Genomic DNA, 16761 nt, shown 5'->3' with positions numbered 1-16761 from the left:
AGTTAATATGGGTGTCTCAATAATTATTGAAAGTAACCTGCCAATATTGAATTAGTTTGAAGCCCAAAGCTATCTTCATTCTTGTTTAGCTTATATTTGGCGATCAGGTCAAGGTTTTCAATTGACGAGTTAAGAATCCAAAATTGGCTGCCCTTCCCATTTGAATCGATAATATCAATAGCGATACCATTACTCCTCAATAAATCTAATAGGTATTCTGAGCGTGCAATCAACAGGTCATGAATCAATCTGTGGTCCTTTTTGGCATGATTAATTATCAACTTTTCAAAGTTTATCGCGCTCATATCAACAATAGTCTTAATAATTGCATATTTACAGTTTATTGAGTTGCAATTTACATATAGATTTTCTGCTTTAGTCCAATGTTCACTAGCAAGCGCCGCCATCAGATCACTAAACGGTACTTCTATCGGATTTGCTTGCACATTCAAGTGAGATTGATTGATTCTTAGAAGCTCAATGTATAATTGGATATGGGACTTAGGAATCGTAGCCTTGAAAAGGTTTGTCACCTCAACCTCACTCAAATTGTGTTTTGATTTAACAGTTTTGTATTCGGTTGGACTTATAAACTTGCTTGCATTATCGCAGGTTTTGTTTGGGTTAAATACCAAGTGCGGCCAGTCTTTTTGCAAGACTTTGATATCAATCAAGCGCTTATTTTGTTCAGTCTTATATTTAGAATTATTATTGTTTATCACTTTCGCTCCATGTACGAAAGTGAAATTTTCGTTTGGAGATATAGTTGAACCCGAATGGGTAAACGCTGAAACAATTGCTGAGATTTTTTGAGGTGGTGCTGTTTTAGACATTTCTAGTAGAGAGCTATTTATTGCTTTTGTAACGTCTTCTGTACTTATTTGTTTCTGCAAAAACAATTCAAGAGCACCAATGTTATCTGATTGAATAGCAGTTACGAGAATGTTTTCGATTTCGTCGGTAACAGGTGAGTACCATTCGCTGTCATAGTCAGGTATATGGTTGATTAGCTTTTCTAAATCGGTTTTTTTCCAACCTGCCCGTATAGCTATCTTTAACAATTCAATGCCTTGTGCATTGTTTTCTGCAATGAAACTAATAAGGTTTTCAGTAACATAGTTTTTTGACTCAGAAATAACTAATTTAACAACATTTTTGTTTATGTTCTGCAGTTTTTGAATCTTGCTGAATTCTTGATTTACTAACAAGGCCTGTAAGTCATTCTTTAATGAGTCATTAACATGACTTTCATTCTGTATTACATTGAGAGCATTAAGCCGCTTCGCCCCATTTTTTTGAGGATGATTGTAGTTTGAGTTGATACTTTTTTGTTGCTTTAGAGCTTGTTGAAGTAGGGTTTCATCATTTTTTTCAGTTTGATAAATTACGCTTGATTTAATTAATTCGGTGGATTTTTGTTTCGCAATATGAGGGCTGTATGATACCCCGACCACTGCAAATTTTGGGGTTGCACAAATCAAAAACTGTTGGGCTTCAGAAGCTTCACCAAACGCAGATATAACCAAGATATTGAAAAGAAAAGAAAACTTCTTAAAAGGGAATTTCATAGTGATTTATTTTTGATTGGATTCAGTAAAATATGATAAGGAAGCCCAGCAAGTCCCCACAAGAGTAGTAGAGTAATAAAAGGCAAGAACATTACTGGACCTATAGGTGCTCCTCCTAACCAATCTAATAACTCTTGGTATACGACTAAGCCTATGTAGCAGAAAGGGAACATTAAAAACAACACCAACAAGCAACGCAAAAGGTTTAGCTTTCTGTCATTAAGATAGAAAGCAAAGCCGCAAATCACATAAGGTATTGTGACATAGCCATGTTCCAGAAGTGCACTGCGTGTTACGAAGCGCAAGTCAAGTATTTGCATAACCGCAAACAACAATAAAGCACTGACGATCGATACGAACGCAACTAGCTTATTTTTACTCTTATACACTACAGTTATTTTCTTCCATTGCCTCGTTCCAAATGTTACACATGTTATTATTTTGCGCATTTGTGAAGAACAATTCAGATACTATTGGAAAATCAATACCTGCTTTCATCGTATCTGCAACCGCTTTGCACAGAGCTGCTCTGTAATTAACGATTGGGACTCCATTTCTATCATATGTTTGAAAACTCCCAAAGGCGTCTTCACACGATGCTAGTAGATTGCCATAAAACTCAGAATCACACCTTAGTTTGCTGACCCCTATTTGGTTATAGCATACGTCATGCGGATTACATGCATCTTGTGCAAAGTTAGCTGAAGTCCCCCCCCCAATTGAAAATGATTGAGGTGCACCTCCCGAGCAGCCATTTGGCGAAACATCATTTATAACACCTAGAATGCAACTAGCGGGATTTGAGTTATTCAACAATAAACATTTTTCAAACTCAGAGAGATCTTCGAATTCAATTTCAGCATCTTCAATATTGGGATTGCGCGAAATGCTGCCTAATTCAATCCTTCCTCTTATGAATCTTTCAAAACTGTAAAATTCTTTTCTCGTATTCTCCCACACAAACCAACAAGATCTTTGTGGGTAAGTACCAGCACCTGAGTTTGTGTAGGTCGTTATACAAACCGACTCTACTTCAGCGAATACAAGTGTGGAAGGAAGAAACAAACTTAAAAAAAGGATACTAGTGATTAAATTTATTTTCATATCAAAGGGGTGTCAATTATTTCCCTTAAAGTATGCATAAATTTACTCAGTGGTAAATAAATAACTACTTGTACCGAATCAAAATTGAGAAAAATTATTAAAAGTTGTGACTTGAATAAATTGTGTGCGTAAATAATTGCCTAAACAATAAAGAGGCCCTATGCGGACATTGGGCCTCTTTGAATGAGTTATATAACCCTCACTCTAGAGGGATATATAAGTGTGCTTTCTAACTGCATTTATTCCAGAACTACGTTAACACCCATAAAGAAGTAACGTCCTCTCACACTAACCGGTGTAGCGTATGCGGTTATAAACGGTTCCTCATCAGAGAGGTTGTTAATACCGCCATAAACCATCACATCATCCGTTAGCTGATAGGAAAAGTTCACATCGTGCAGATAAACTGCGTCCATGAATACGGCTTCACCATAACGAGCCATCGCAACTACTTGTAGACATTTTATGCGGTCGCGCTAAGGTGGAGGAGGGATAATGATGGGAGCAAGATCATGAAAAAGGTTTTTATACTGGCTTTGACAGCAGCGCTGGCGGCTTGTAGTAGCACGCAAGAGGTTAGCAGCAGCGATGCAGATGCTAAAGACGACATTGGTTACGAATGCAAAATGGTGAGACGCACTGGTTCGAATGTACCGGAGAAAGTGTGCACTACCCGCCAACAAAGAGAAGATACAGAGAAAAAATCTAAAGACTGGATGCAAAAACGTGCGCATCATGGCAATGCGGCAGGTAAGAATGTCCGTTCATCAGGCGATGGCAAATAATCCCTGATAATTTTCAGTCAATAAAAAATCCCGGGCTTGCCCGGGATTTTTGTCTTTCGCTCGAAGAACTAGCGCGGGATTAATCCATGCGGAAGTTCACACCGAAGTAGAAGAAACGACCTCTTGGACTTGCAGGGAAAGCAAAGTCAGTTATGAAGGGGTCTTCTTCCGTGATATTTTTGATACCACCATAAACCATGAATTCGTCATTGATCTGGAAGGTACCGCTAATATCGTGGATGAATGATTCTTCCTGAATGACACTTGGGCCGAAGGTGCAGCTATTTGTCACCTCACAGCCGTAGCCATAGATGTCTTCTATCTCGATACCCGTCAGACCTTGTTCATCCATGTACTGGGTTTGCCATGATACCGTCAAGTCACCCACCTGGTAGTCAACGTAGAAGTTGCCTGCCCACTCTGGACGATTTACTTCGTGTAGCTCAGGGTCAACTTCTGTTAAATCCAGTGGATTGGTAAAGTCGTTCAATTCATTAACTTTTGTACCGGCGAATTTCACAGCGAACTCATGTTCATCCAGTGAGAAGCGATAACCCACAGAGAAGTCATAACCGCTGGTTTCGCGTTTTGCGAAGTTAACGGGTTGGTTGGCAAGGAAGTTCAAACCACCTGCAGCTGCAGCGTTTTGGCTGGCACTGTTACGAGTGAACAGGTCACAGAACAGGTTATTCAACTGCGCACCAGCGTAACAGCTTTCAATGATGATCTCCGGATCAACCTCGTTGATGGCATCTTCAATTTCAATGGACCAATAGTCCACGCTCAAGTCAAAACCGTCCAACCACTCTGGCGTATAAACGAAGCCTACCGTCAAGGTGTCAGCAGTTTCTTCTGTCAAGTTTCGGTTGCCACTGGTAGTACCGCTAAATCGTGCAGTTAGCGGGTTCACCCAGATATAGTTGCCATTGGCATCACGAATATCGGCAGCATCCACACCTAAAGCTAACAATTGTGTCTCACAGTTATTTTGGATATTGCTTGTATTGGCGGCAGACACATCACAGATATCATCGTCTTTAGAAATGGTGGTACCAGTAGTTGGGCCAAACAGTTCAGTAATATTTGGCGCACGAACTGCCTGCGATAAGCTGGTTCTTACACGTACATCTTCAACAGGGGACCACATGACATTGGCTTTCCAGGTACTGGTGTCGCCAATAGAAGAGTAATCTGAGAAACGCGCAGCCAATTCAAGCGTTAGCTCTTCAGCCATAGTAACACCTTCCAGTAATGGAATTTGTAACTCCACAAAGGCTTCCGTTACATCATACTCACCTGTCTCGCTGCGAATCGGTATTGCAGGGTCAAAGATAGTTGAAGCGTTACCTGAAACGTCAATAATGTTAGTACCTTCACCAAATGGAGAGCCTGCAGGTAACACACCCGTCTGCCACGCGTCGAAGATAGCTTCTGATTTTTCTTCGCGGTATTCCGCACCTAATGCAAAGGCAATAGAGCCGGCAGGCAATTCAAACCAGTCATCCAGATCGCCAGCCAATGAGGCGGTTAAAACCGTTTGCTCCAGTTCGATGGAATCTTTGGTATCTGTGGTTACCCAATCCAGCGCTGTTTGTGTTACGCCAGAAGCTCCCGCCCAAATGTTAAGCGGCACACAAGAGCCAGCACCAGGTGTAAAGGTATAGTATCCAGGGTCGAATGCAGGTAATTCAAATGGTGTGGTGATAAGTGGCGTGTTTGGATCTACTTCGGCGCGACAGGTTACGCCACCATTACCATCGCCAACTGCATCGATTGCAGCAAAGAACCTGTCAACGATCACGTTATCTTCCAACGTCATTTCACGCTCGAACTTGCCCCATACCAAGCTCAGATCGTAAGACCAACCGTTGTCCAAAAAGCCGTTTAAACCAAGCACGGCACGAACGGTTTCACGCTCGTTTACCTGATGTCCATCACCAATCCAAACTGGGTCAACAGTGATGGCAACACCGCCTGTTTGTTGGGCAACAGGGCGGATGAATTCAGGTAGATAAGGGTTGTCTGGTGCACCGAATAGCAAATCCCAGAAAGAAGTTGGCGGAGTAACATCTTCCACTTCCTGATAAGCGTACTTCAGCTCAGCTGTCAGGCGCATATCATCGGTAACGTCGTAGTGACCAATCAGATTTACCGAGACCTTTTCTTCCGGGATAAGAATGTAGTCTTGAGGGTTAGTAATCGCCGTAGATCCGTCTCCACCAAAACTGTTTAGTGTGCTGGAGATGAGACCATCGCGAACAGGGCGATAAGAACCATCATTTTCGGCAAACCAACAACCACCAATGACGCCAAACGCTTGGCTACCAAATGAAGAGTTATAACCAGTGAAGGAGTCATAACAATCTGGCACACCATTGCGGTCAAGATCGATGTTTACCCCGGGATCAAAACCATCAAAAGTATAAGGGTTACCCGCAATGATCATACCTGTACCAGAAGTTATACCAAAGTTGAAACCCGGTAATACCGCTCTTGGAAAGGCGTTAGCAGCCTGGTTAAATAGTGCCATCTCTGCCGACGTCAAGTTAGGCGCTACACCGTAAGTGGCGGTGTAATCGGCGATAAAGTCTTCCATTGATGGAATGTTCAAACCAAAGGGCACTAAATCATTGGCAGGTGAGAAAAAGGCTGCGAAGTTGGGGGTGCTACCGTTGATATCACCCTGTTGAAAACGCAACAGGGGGTTGGCGCCATCATCACCAGAACCAATCCACAAGCCATTGTCGCGTTCACCCGCACGTAAACCCTCATCTTTGGCGTATTCTACGCTAATGGCCAGGTTACCTTTGTCGTTGTCAAAATTAAAACCATAAGTTGCGGCTAGCTGTGTTTGCTGGGCGTCACCTTCAGAGGAGACACCTTGCTGCGCATCAAATTCAAAGCCTTCGAACTCGTCGTTGAGGATAAAGTTAACTACACCCGTGACTGCATCGGCACCATAAATAGCGGATGAACCACCGGTCAGTACTTCAACACTTTTGATCAGGCGCATTGGGATGGAACCAACGTCAACGGCACCCGTGCCTTCTACACCAGCAACGTGGCGTCTGCCGTTTACCAGTACTAACGTACGATTCGACCCTAAACCACGTAAGTTTAGGGTGTTAGTACCATCAGCGAAACCGGTAGTGTCTTTGGAGTTTTCTGAACCCGTAGATGAAAATAGTGCCGGTACGTCGTTGACGATATCGGTGATTGAAAATTCACCGGACTGGCGGATCGCCTCAGCTTCAATAGCTTGAATAGGCGAGCTAGCGGCAAGGTTCGGGTCACGCGCAATGCGGGAACCGGTTACCATAACCCGCTCAACGCTGGCAGTTTCGTCGGTGGTTTCTTCTTCTTGGGCGAATGCCTGTGGCGCGATGGCTAGCGAGGCGGCGACAGAGCCGTAACACAGCCCTCTCGTAATGGCGGTATTTAACCGGGACAACGCAAATTTCTTCATTGTGTGCTCCTGAGTTTGTGTTGTGTTTTTTTTCGAGACAACAGCCATTGGTTTTTGTTAAACCGAGGCAATTTATTATTATTTTTTTATAAGTAAATTTTATCTCATCTTAGGATAATCAGCATTAATCAGGCCGGGATCAAGTGTCTTTTTAGTATATATATTGCTCAAACCCGTCTTTATTCGAATAATTATTCTTCTTATAGTGTTGAATACCGAAAAGTTATTCATTTCTGTCATTCCTCTGCACCATTGCGGTTCAAGTCCTGTTGATGAGTGTTACGGCATTGGCTATGAGGAGCAGAGCTTGCATTGAAATGGTGCTGAGTGACCTATTGTGGTGAGTATCTTCTTTAAATAATTATGCAAAACGTCAATTTTTCAAATTATTTGTCAATTTTCTGCAATTTTCTGCAATTTTCAGTCAGGAGTCGAGTGTTTATGTCGATCGGGTAAATTAAATTATACGAGTTTGTAGTTCGGTGGTGAGATACAATACACATAGTGAGAGCTAAAGGAGGATCTCAGAGCAAAGGATAATTGAACAAAATAATCTTGTTGTCGACATGTATTTCTACCTACACGACTATTTGCTATGGAGACTACAGAGAAAATTGGAGCGGGAAACGAGATTCGAACTCGCGACCCCAACCTTGGCAAGGTTGTGCTCTACCAGCTGAGCTATTCCCGCGTAATGGTATGATCTGAGATAGAATTTGGAGCGGGAAACGAGATTCGAACTCGCGACCCCAACCTTGGCAAGGTTGTGCTCTACCAGCTGAGCTATTCCCGCAGACAAATTTTATTTCAACCGCTTTCCTTCAAAAGCGGGTGCGCATTGTACAAAAAATTAAGTGGGGTGCAAGTGTTTGTTGCAATAAATCTAAAAAATCTTGCCTGAGGCTAGCCAGAAACACTTATATGGTGAAGATTTGAGCACGATAGAACTGCAGCTCGGCTATAGACTCGCGAATATCGTCGATAGCCAGGTGCGTACCTTTTTTGTGTAGGCCTTCGAGTACTTCGGGCTTCCAGCGGCGCACTAGCTCTTTTACGCTACTAACATCTATAATGCGGTAGTGGAAAAACTCTTCCAGTTCTACCATGTGCTTTTGCAAAAAGCGACGGTCCTGGCTGATGCTGTTACCGCACAGTGGTGATACGCCTTTGGGCACATATTGGCTTAAAAACTCAATGGTGCGCTGTACTGCAATGTCTTCGGTAATATCGCTGTTGCGACAACGTTCGGTTAAGCCCGAGTCACCATGGGTTTTTGTGCACCATTCGTCCATGCCTTCTAATAGCTCATCAGACTGGTGAATGGCCATGACCGGGCCTTCGGCTAACACATTGAGTTGTGAATCAGTGACAATAGTGGCGATTTCCAGCACCTTACAGGTGTCAGGATCTAATCCTGTCATTTCCAGATCCATCCAGACTAAATTGTTTTCGCTATATGACATTCACTACCCGCCAAGATTCACACAATTAATGCAATTTGTGGTGTCTTTCCCTTATTGCAATCGGTACTATGCTAACTGTAACACTGGTATCCAGTGGCACGACAACCGGAATTCAATACTTTTAAACCCCGCCTTTACCCATAATATCGGTAAAGTTTGGGTAACTATACTTAATTTAGCAGCAAAGTGGCAAAAAGAAATAAACTGACACATCGACAAAAACGCCAGGTGGGCAAGAATCTGTCGAAAAAACTCAATAAAGACGAAGCCTTACCGCAAGACGACAATCTGGAGCCGGAGGAATCCGGGGTGGTAGTGGGCCGCTTTGGACAGCATGCGGATGTACGAGACAGCCAAAATCAGGTAACTCGCTGCCATATCAGGCGCACAATCGAAAGTGTTGTTTGTGGGGACAACGTCCTGTTTCGCAGAAATAAAGAGTCTGGCTCCGCCATCAACGGGGTAATAGAGGCGGTGTCGGAACGGGATTCACTATTGTCTCGACCAGATTTTTACGACGGTGTTAAGCCTGTCGCGGCCAATATCGACCAAATATTGATTGTCAGCTCCCTCAAGCCCGCTTTGTCTTCCAATATTATCGATCGCTATCTGGTGGCCTCTGAGGATGTTGGCATCACCCCGGTGATTTTGATCAACAAAATTGATTTGGCGGATGAGGTGGCACTCGCTCAAGTGGATACCTTAACCACACTATACCGTGAAATAGGTTACCGGGTTATCTTGCTCAGCTGCAAATCCGGCGAAGGCGTTGATGCACTGCAAGCCATTCTGGATGAAAAAGTGAGTATTTTTGTCGGACAATCGGGTGTCGGTAAATCCAGTTTGGTGAATGCCTTGCTGCCTGAAGCTGAAGAGCAAGTGGGCGATATTTCTGAAATGAGCGGCTTGGGACAACACACCACTACCAGCGCTAAATTATTGAGTTTCAAAAATGGTGGTGAGTTGATTGATTCGCCCGGTGTGCGGGAATTTGCCCTTTGGCATTTGCCTGAAGAGCGCGTTACCTGGGGCTTTAAAGAGTTTCGCGATTATCTGGGAGGCTGTAAATTCCGGGATTGCAAACACATGGACGATCCGGGGTGCTTGCTAAAAGAAGCCGTCGATGAGGGAAAAATTAACCCGATCCGCTTTGAAAATTACCATAGTATCTTAAAAACCATGGCGGAACAGCGTCCTAATCACAGTAATCAGTATTAACACTTCCTATCATTATCCGTGCCGCGGTTGCAATATTGCTGCCGCAGCGATCTTATAAGTGCCCCGGCACTCTACAGTTGCCGTAAAATGAGGTACTATTGCGCCCGTTTTTATTTCTCAGGATGTCATCGTGTTACCGGATAAGCTAAAAATATCCCTGCAATATTGTTTACCTAAACATTTAGTTTCGCGCCTTGTTGGGCATCTGGCTGCAGCGAAGCTAGGGGTTGTGACAACGTCGCTTATTAAAGTTTTTATCAAACAGTTTAAAGTGGATATGGCTGAAGCGCGGCAAAGCGATCCGGCTGCTTATGCCACCTTTAACGAGTTTTTTACTCGTCCGCTGAAGGCCGGAATTCGTCCCATTTGTGAAGACGAAAATGCGCTTATCTTCCCGGTAGATGGTGCCATCAGCCAAATGGGGCCCATTGAAAAAGACCAGATTTTTCAAGCCAAAGGCCATTATTATAGTGTTAAGGCGCTGTTAGGTGGCGATGAGGAACTGGCGAGTACATTTCAGGATGGTCAGTTTATGACTATCTATTTGTCACCAAAAGACTATCACCGCATCCACATGCCAATGGATGCCACCCTCGAAAGCATGATTTATGTGCCGGGGGAGCTTTTTTCCGTGAATCCATTAACCGCACAAAACGTACCTGGGTTGTTTGCCCGCAACGAGCGTGTGGTGGCAATTTTTAATACCGCACAAGGTAAAATGGCGATGGTATTAGTGGGAGCTACCATTGTTGCCAGCATAGAAACCGTCTGGGCAGGAACAGTGACACCACCACCTGGAAAAAAAGTCCGCACCTGGCATTACTCCGAACAAAATGCCACCGCTATGCAGTTCAAAAAAGGCGACGAAATGGGCCGCTTCAAGCTGGGCTCAACTGTGGTGATGTGTTTTGAGAAAGACGGTGTCGATTTTGCGCAGTTTAGCGAAGGCGATGTAACTCGTCTTGGCGTACAGTGCGGCACGCTGAAGTCCCAAAGCAGCGACTCCTGAGCGAGCCTGAAAGCATAAGAAATAGCAATTGAGTATCAACAGCTCACTGACAATGGGCGATAATAGTCTGGTGTTCCGCGCTCTGTTGCTGCGGATAAATTGGGCGAGCAAGTAGAACATCGTCTTTGTTAATTCTGGAGAAGTGCTGAAACATGGAAGATGTGCAAAAAAGTCTGTGGTCTTTGCATCTCGCTGTGGTCTTGTTAGGGGTTACTGCGCTGTTCAGTCGAATAATCCCTTTGTCTGCACTGGACATTACCTTTGGTCGCTCAGTTGTGGCCTGCGGCTGTTTGTTTTTATTACTCAAGTTCACCGGGAAGTCGCTTAAACTGCACAGCTACAAAGATCTCGGTATCGGCGTATTATTAGGGGTGATTATGGCACTGCATTGGGTAACCTACTTTGCGGCCATGCAATACTCCTCAGTGGCGGTCGGTATGATTGCGCTTTTCACCTTCCCGGTTATCACGGTGTTTTTGGAGCCCTTTTTTGAAAAGGTTCGCCTGGTGTGGCAGGACGTCGTGAGTGCCTTAGTCGTATTGTTGGGCATCACCTTGATCGTGCCAGATTCTTCGCTGAATAATGATGTTACGCTGGGGATAGTGGTGGGTGTATTCTCTGCCTTGTTGTACTCATTGCGCAATCTGATCCATCGCCGTTATTTTTCCCATTACAGCGGTGCTCATGCTATGACTTTGCAAACCTTCGTGATTATCCTGTGTTTGGGCTTATTTACTTCCGAGCAGCTTTACGCCATCTCTCTGGAGACCCTGTTTTATCTGGTGGTTCTGGGCAGCATCTGTACCGCCATTCCTCATGCGCTTATCGCATCAAGCTTAAAACATTTACGGGCTAAAACCTTCTCCCTTATCGCCTGCGCGCAACCCTTGTATGGGGTTGGGTTCGCTTATGTGTTGTTACAAGAAAGGCCTTCAGCCTACACCCTGGTTGGTGGCTTGCTGGTGATCTCTGCGGCGGTTTACGAGACAATTAATGCCCAAAAACATCGCGCTAAAGCGAAGGGTACGCAATGAAGATTTGGGCTCATCGCGGCGCCAGCGGCGAATATCCGGAGAACACCTTACTGGCCTTTGAGCACGCCATAAAACAAAATGCCGATGGTATCGAATTAGATGTATATCAGGTTGAGGATGAGTTTTATGTGTGGCACGACAGGGTTATTCCCCTGTTTGCAGATACCTTGATCTGGCAACTCACTAAACACCAGGTACAACAGGTTCAGCTGCACCACAAGCAACACATTCCCACTTTGGCTGAAGCACTACAGGCGATTGCCGGCCGCGTAGAAGTGAATATCGAATTGAAACGCATCGCTGATGTCACGGCGTTGGTGCAAGTGATTGAGCAGGCTGTCAGGCAAACTACGCCAGCGGAATCACTGCTGATTTCTTCCTTTAACCACCATTACCTGGCGCAATTAGCGCAATCAGGCAGTAACTGGCGTTTGGGGTTGTTAACGGCATCCAGTCCACTGGACATGGCATTTACCTGCAATGCCATGGCGGTGTATTCCATCCATTTTGATGTGAACTGCTTGCGCCCGGAAGACATCGAGCTTGCCCACCGTTTAGGACTCAAAGTCTATGTGTATACAGTGGACCGGCAATCTGAACTACAATGGCTCAAGGATTGGGGCGTGGACGGCGTATTTAGTAATTTCCCGGCCAATGCTCGAGCTTTCATTGAGCAACTATAAATCGACGATTTTCTAAAACAGCTCAATATCGTCGTCGTTGCTGTCTTCTGCAGCTGGTGCTGAATCCGAGTAGTCATGCTCGAGAATATGGATTGAATCTACACATTCGGCAATCATCTGTTGAATCGTGCCAAGTTTGTTGCTGTCTTCTCGAGAGCGGATTTCTCGCTCAATCAAATTCAGGAAAAAGGCTTCCTGATTCTCATCTAAATCTAATTGATGAAAGGACATACCGATTTGCAATTCGATATTTTCCAACAACACCCGCTTTTCATCTTCCATTTGCGTTACCCCCTCAGATAAAACTTTAAGGGCGTGAGTCAAGGCATCGCGAGCATCTACCAGCGAATGGTGCTCGCATATAGAGATATATCTGGCGTTGATTGCCGGTACCAGTTTCGCCGCGACATCCAAAATCGAGTCATAACTTTGGGTACCTTCGTGCGGCATGTTTTTCACCAAAATGGAAACATGCTCATCATTGAATATGCAACGCTTACCAAAACTATAAATCCGACCCTTGTCTTTTAGTAACTCGAAGATTTGCAGCTCTATGTCACTGCATTCTGAAACATCAACATCAAAAGAGAAGACTTCGTCAGTGGAGCGCACTTGTATGGCACAGTGGAATCCTTGACCTAGCAGATTTTGCAGTACAGTCTTACACAAGGCTTCGGCATTGTGGCAGGAGTTTAAACGCGACACTAACTCCAGGGCATTGCCATAAGAGGCGGCTTGCTTCATGACGGTTTCTGTCATGTTTTGGATACTGGCGTCTTGTTCTTCCAGGCTGGCGATCTTTTCCAGATCTCGAGAAAAACGCAGCAAGCGTTCGTGAAAAGCGGTGACATTAAAAGGTTTAACGATGTAGTCACCAACGCCTAATTCATAGGCTTGTTTGACGATTTCATCCTCACTATCCCCACTTAATATCACTACTGATGGGCGTTTAGCCTCTGGGATGGTATTGAGTTCCCGACATACATCTAACCCGGTTTTGTCCGGTAGGTGGATGTCAAGAATGATGAATTGAAATTCAGTTTGCTGAATTTTTTCCAGTGTTTGCGCTGCAGTTTCTGCAAATTCCAAACAGAAACTATCCTGAAACATCAGATTCAATAATTCTCTAAGGTGCTCATCATCATCGGCGATCAATACGTTGTGTTTCACTTAAATCCCTGTCTTTGATCTCTGGATTATCCACTTTGTACTCATTGTTGGTGGACAACATTGAGTATATTGAAATTTTTTAACTACACTAAAAGCAAATTCAACCAAAAGTTGTATTGTGTACTCTTTGAAAATAGTAGAAGTTAAGCAACACGCCAAGAAATAAAATGTTTCTGACTGAAAATAGATTGTGTTAGCTTTGTTGGAAACAAGGGTGAAAAACCCGGTAACTAGAAGACACTTAAGGAAATTTTGATAATGAAGAAGATTCTGACTGTTGATGATTCTGCCTCAATGAGAGCCATGGTGGCATTTACCCTCAAAGCTCAGGGTTTTGATGTAACCGAGGCCGTAAATGGCCAGGAAGGTCTGGAAAAAGCCAAGGGCAGTAGCTACGACCTGGTGATTTCAGATGTGAATATGCCGGTAATGGATGGCATTCAGTTTATTACCGAACTACGCAAAGAAGAAAACTACCGTTTTACGCCCATACTAATGTTAACAACGGAATCGGGTATGGATAAAAAGCAAGAGGGTAAAGCGGCAGGTGCCACTGGTTGGATTGTAAAACCTTTTGACCCTCAAAAACTTGTCGCGGTTGTGAACAAAGTACTGAAATAAGCAATTTTAGAGGCCTGAATTCAGAAGCTATCAGGCCTTTTTTATTTAACCTGTAAAGCCCTGATGGGATGGTGAAATGAGTGATCCTTTAGCGCAATTCAGAGCGGTGTTTTTTGACGAAAGTGCCGAAGCGATAGACGCCATTGAACGCAATTTGTTGGATGTCGATGATGCTTCGGAAATGGATTCTGAGACTATCAACGATATTTTTCGTTCTGCACATTCTCTAAAAGGCGGCAGTGCTACATTTGGCATGGGTTCTTTGACGGATTTTACCCATGTCATGGAAACCCTACTGGATAAAGTCAGAGCTGGTCAACTCAGCTTGTCACAGGATATTCTGGATTGCCTGTTTTCGTCATTGGATGTACTCAGGAACCTGGTAGCCCATTATCAATTCGATGATGAAATTAACCAATCCAGTATGCAAGAAGTCAAAGCGGAATTAGAGCGCCTTCTGGTGCCCGGAGCCACAAGCGCTGGAACCAGTGAAATCACATCTGAATCTGTCGAAGTCGCATCCAGTAGTGGCAGTGAATGGCTGATAGAGTTTGCCCCTGATCCTGCCATCATGATGACTGGCAACGACCCCTTGCGTTATATTGACGAGCTTACGGAATTTGGTGAAATTGACGTAACCTGTCAAACCAGCGCTATCCCGCCATTTGAAGAACTCGAGCCCACTCATATTTATTGTACCTGGAAGATTAATCTGAAGTCAGAAAAGCCACTGACAGAGGAAGAGTTAAAAGATGTCTTCTTGTGGATTGAAGATGAAGCCGAATTTAAGTTCACACCGTTAAGTAGTGCCAGCAGCGCTGAAGCAGAAACGCCCGTGGAAATCTCAGAACCAGTAGCGACTGCGCCGGAACCGGCTGCAGTGGCACCTGCTGTAACAGCTGCTCCAGCCGAAGCGGCGCCAGCACCGGCTTCTGGCGGTGATAAAAGTGCCGCCAAAGCGAAGCGTGGTTCTCAATCTATTCGTGTCGATCTGGAAAAAATCGATAGTCTTATCAACCTGCTGGGCGAGTTGGTGATCACACAATCGATGCTGAGCATTTATGGTGATGAAGAAAAATATCCGCAGTTTGAGCGCTTGTCAGAAGGGCTTTCTCAATTAGAACGCCACACCCGAGATTTGCAGGAAGGGGTAATGCGTATTCGCATGTTACCCATCGATTTTTGCTTTAGTCGTTTTCCGCGAATGGTGAGAGATTTGGCGAAAAAGCTGAACAAATCTATCGCCGTGGAGATTATCGGTGAACACACTGAAGTGGACAAAACTGTTATCGAAGAGTTGAACGACCCGTTGGTGCATCTGGTGCGCAATAGCGTTGATCACGGTCTTGAAGATCGCGAAACCCGACTGGCTAATGGCAAGTCTGAAACGGGCACCGTCACCCTAAAAGCGTTCCATCAGGTGGGCAACATCATTATTGAGATCTCCGATGATGGCGCCGGTTTGAATACCGAACGCATCAAAGCAAAAGCCATTGAAAAAGGCGTTATAAAGGCCAATGCCAATCTTACTGAGCAGGCAATTCACGAATTGATTTTCGCTCCGGGTTTTTCTACAGCCGACGCTGTAACTGACCTTTCCGGTCGAGGTGTGGGCATGGACGTAGTAAAGCGCAACATCCGCTCTTTGGGCGGCACCATTGATGTGCGCTCCATCGCCAATGAAGGCACGACATTTACCATTCGCTTACCACTTACCTTGGCAATTTTAGATGGCCAGCTACTTAAAGTGGGAGAGGAGACGTACATTATTCCTATGCTGTCAATCATTGAAAGCATTCAGTTAAAACAAGCAGACATTAATAAGGTAGGTAAGCGCGACGTGTCGTTCAAGTGGCGTGGTAACTTTATTCCCATATTGAATTTGGCGGAAATGTTCGACTGCCCTGTTGATCAGGACAAACTCATTGAATCGGGTCTGGTTGTTGTGGTGGAGAGCGATAACAAACACTGCGGCATTTTGGTGAGTGAGCTAAACAATCACCAACAAGTGGTGGTGAAATCCCTGGAAGCCAATTACGCCAAGATAGAGGGGCTGTCTGGGGCGACAATTCTGGGAGACGGTTCGGTAGCCCTGATTATTGACGTTGGGGCGTTGATTTCCAGAGTGAGGATGCATTAATGACGGTGTCAGCAGAGCAAGAAATTATCAGTGCTGAAGAACACGATGACGATCAGATGGAAAAGGCGGAGTGGTTAAGCTTCAAATTAGCTGGGCTCGACTATGCCGTCGATATTCTGCGGGTTCAGGAGATCAGGGTGTGGCAGGCATCAACACGTATTCCCTATTCCCCGGCCTATGTAAACGGTTTGATAAATCTGCGAGGCGCTATTGTACCTATCGTGGATCTGCGCATGCGCCTGGGCCTGGACTACCGCGAATATGATGAGGAAACCGTCACCTTAATTATGGATGTAGAGTTTCCCGAAGGGGCTAAAACGATTGGCATTGTGGTTGATGCCATCTCAGAAGTAATTCAAACGAATGCTGACAACTCACAACTTTCTGCCGATTTTGACCTGACGATTGATCAAGCATTTGTGTCAGGAATTGCCGACGTGGGTGAGAAAATGATCATCCTGTTGAATGTAGATACCTTATTGAGATTGGATATCTAGATA

14 protein-coding genes and 2 tRNA genes are annotated in these 16761 nt (G+C 44.6%); 8 read left to right on the top strand and 8 right to left on the bottom strand.

Annotated elements, in window-relative coordinates; all coding sequences use genetic code 11:
• Positions 1 to 23: 23 nt before the first annotated feature.
• The 3 genes from AABA75_RS19860 to AABA75_RS19850 form a co-directional block, all read right to left on the bottom strand.
• Positions 24 to 1568, bottom strand: a complete 1545-nt coding sequence (locus AABA75_RS19860; protein WP_338294473.1) for a hypothetical protein — start codon at positions 1566 to 1568, stop codon at positions 24 to 26.
• A 381-nt stretch (positions 1569 to 1949) separates the two neighbouring features.
• Positions 1950 to 2672, bottom strand: a complete 723-nt coding sequence (locus AABA75_RS19855) for a hypothetical protein (protein WP_338294472.1) — start codon at positions 2670 to 2672, stop codon at positions 1950 to 1952.
• 239 nt (positions 2673 to 2911) lie between these two features.
• A complete protein-coding gene (locus AABA75_RS19850) occupies positions 2912 to 3115 on the bottom strand; it encodes a hypothetical protein (RefSeq protein ID WP_338294471.1) in 204 nt (67 codons plus the stop codon).
• A gap of 69 nt (positions 3116 to 3184) precedes the next feature.
• Between AABA75_RS19850 and AABA75_RS19845 the strand changes: the two genes are divergently transcribed.
• On the top strand, positions 3185 to 3457 hold the full coding sequence (locus AABA75_RS19845; RefSeq protein WP_338294470.1) for a hypothetical protein: 273 nt from the start codon (positions 3185 to 3187) through the stop codon (positions 3455 to 3457).
• Positions 3458 to 3536: 79 nt separating this feature from the next.
• Here the strand turns inward: AABA75_RS19845 and AABA75_RS19840 are convergent, their stop codons facing one another.
• From AABA75_RS19840 to orn, 4 genes are all read right to left on the bottom strand, one after another.
• Positions 3537 to 6923 (bottom strand): TonB-dependent receptor domain-containing protein, encoded by a 3387-nt coding sequence (locus AABA75_RS19840; protein ID WP_338294469.1) that lies wholly within the window; start codon positions 6921 to 6923, stop codon positions 3537 to 3539.
• A gap of 615 nt (positions 6924 to 7538) precedes the next feature.
• A tRNA-Gly gene (locus AABA75_RS19835) sits at positions 7539 to 7614 on the bottom strand.
• A gap of 26 nt (positions 7615 to 7640) precedes the next feature.
• A tRNA-Gly gene (locus AABA75_RS19830) sits at positions 7641 to 7716 on the bottom strand.
• A gap of 124 nt (positions 7717 to 7840) precedes the next feature.
• The gene (gene orn, locus AABA75_RS19825) at positions 7841 to 8386 is read right to left on the bottom strand and encodes an oligoribonuclease (protein WP_338294468.1); all 546 of its coding nucleotides are present in this window, start codon (positions 8384 to 8386) and stop codon (positions 7841 to 7843) included.
• 186 nt (positions 8387 to 8572) lie between these two features.
• Between orn and rsgA the strand changes: the two genes are divergently transcribed.
• From rsgA to AABA75_RS19805, 4 genes are all read left to right on the top strand, one after another.
• Complete coding sequence (rsgA, locus tag AABA75_RS19820; protein ID WP_338294467.1) at positions 8573 to 9604, top strand: small ribosomal subunit biogenesis GTPase RsgA; 1032 nt, start codon at positions 8573 to 8575, stop codon at positions 9602 to 9604.
• Positions 9605 to 9734: 130 nt separating this feature from the next.
• Positions 9735 to 10613 carry an archaetidylserine decarboxylase gene (gene asd / locus AABA75_RS19815; protein WP_338294466.1) on the top strand — a complete coding sequence of 293 codons (879 nt, stop codon included), beginning with the start codon at positions 9735 to 9737 and terminating at the stop codon, positions 10611 to 10613.
• Between the two features lie 152 nt (positions 10614 to 10765).
• Positions 10766 to 11647 carry a DMT family transporter gene (locus AABA75_RS19810; protein WP_338294465.1) on the top strand — a complete coding sequence of 294 codons (882 nt, stop codon included), beginning with the start codon at positions 10766 to 10768 and terminating at the stop codon, positions 11645 to 11647.
• Positions 11644 to 12330 (top strand): glycerophosphodiester phosphodiesterase, encoded by a 687-nt coding sequence (locus tag AABA75_RS19805; protein WP_338294464.1) that lies wholly within the window; start codon positions 11644 to 11646, stop codon positions 12328 to 12330. The genes AABA75_RS19810 and AABA75_RS19805 overlap by 4 nt, the downstream gene beginning before the upstream one ends.
• A 12-nt stretch (positions 12331 to 12342) precedes the next feature.
• Here AABA75_RS19805 and AABA75_RS19800 read toward each other — a convergent pair whose 3' ends face one another.
• Positions 12343 to 13500, bottom strand: a complete 1158-nt coding sequence (locus AABA75_RS19800) for a response regulator (RefSeq protein ID WP_338294463.1) — start codon at positions 13498 to 13500, stop codon at positions 12343 to 12345.
• Between the two features lie 258 nt (positions 13501 to 13758).
• On the opposite strand from AABA75_RS19800, the gene AABA75_RS19795 reads away from it, so the two are divergent.
• From AABA75_RS19795 to AABA75_RS19785, 3 genes are all read left to right on the top strand, one after another.
• The gene (locus AABA75_RS19795; protein ID WP_338294462.1) at positions 13759 to 14121 is read left to right on the top strand and encodes a response regulator; all 363 of its coding nucleotides are present in this window, start codon (positions 13759 to 13761) and stop codon (positions 14119 to 14121) included.
• Between the two features lie 76 nt (positions 14122 to 14197).
• Positions 14198 to 16261: a chemotaxis protein CheA gene (locus AABA75_RS19790; protein WP_338294461.1), complete on the top strand. Its 2064-nt coding sequence runs from the start codon at positions 14198 to 14200 to the stop codon at positions 16259 to 16261.
• Positions 16261 to 16758 carry a chemotaxis protein CheW gene (locus AABA75_RS19785; RefSeq protein ID WP_338294460.1) on the top strand — a complete coding sequence of 166 codons (498 nt, stop codon included), beginning with the start codon at positions 16261 to 16263 and terminating at the stop codon, positions 16756 to 16758. The genes AABA75_RS19790 and AABA75_RS19785 overlap by 1 nt, the downstream gene beginning before the upstream one ends.
• Positions 16759 to 16761 lie beyond the last annotated feature (3 nt).

This window comes from Planctobacterium marinum, assembly GCF_036322805.1.
Lineage (GTDB): Bacteria > Pseudomonadota > Gammaproteobacteria > Enterobacterales > Alteromonadaceae > Planctobacterium > Planctobacterium marinum_A.
The sequence above is the reverse complement of the archived record's forward strand: the minus strand, read 5'-3'. Positions and strand labels throughout refer to the sequence as shown.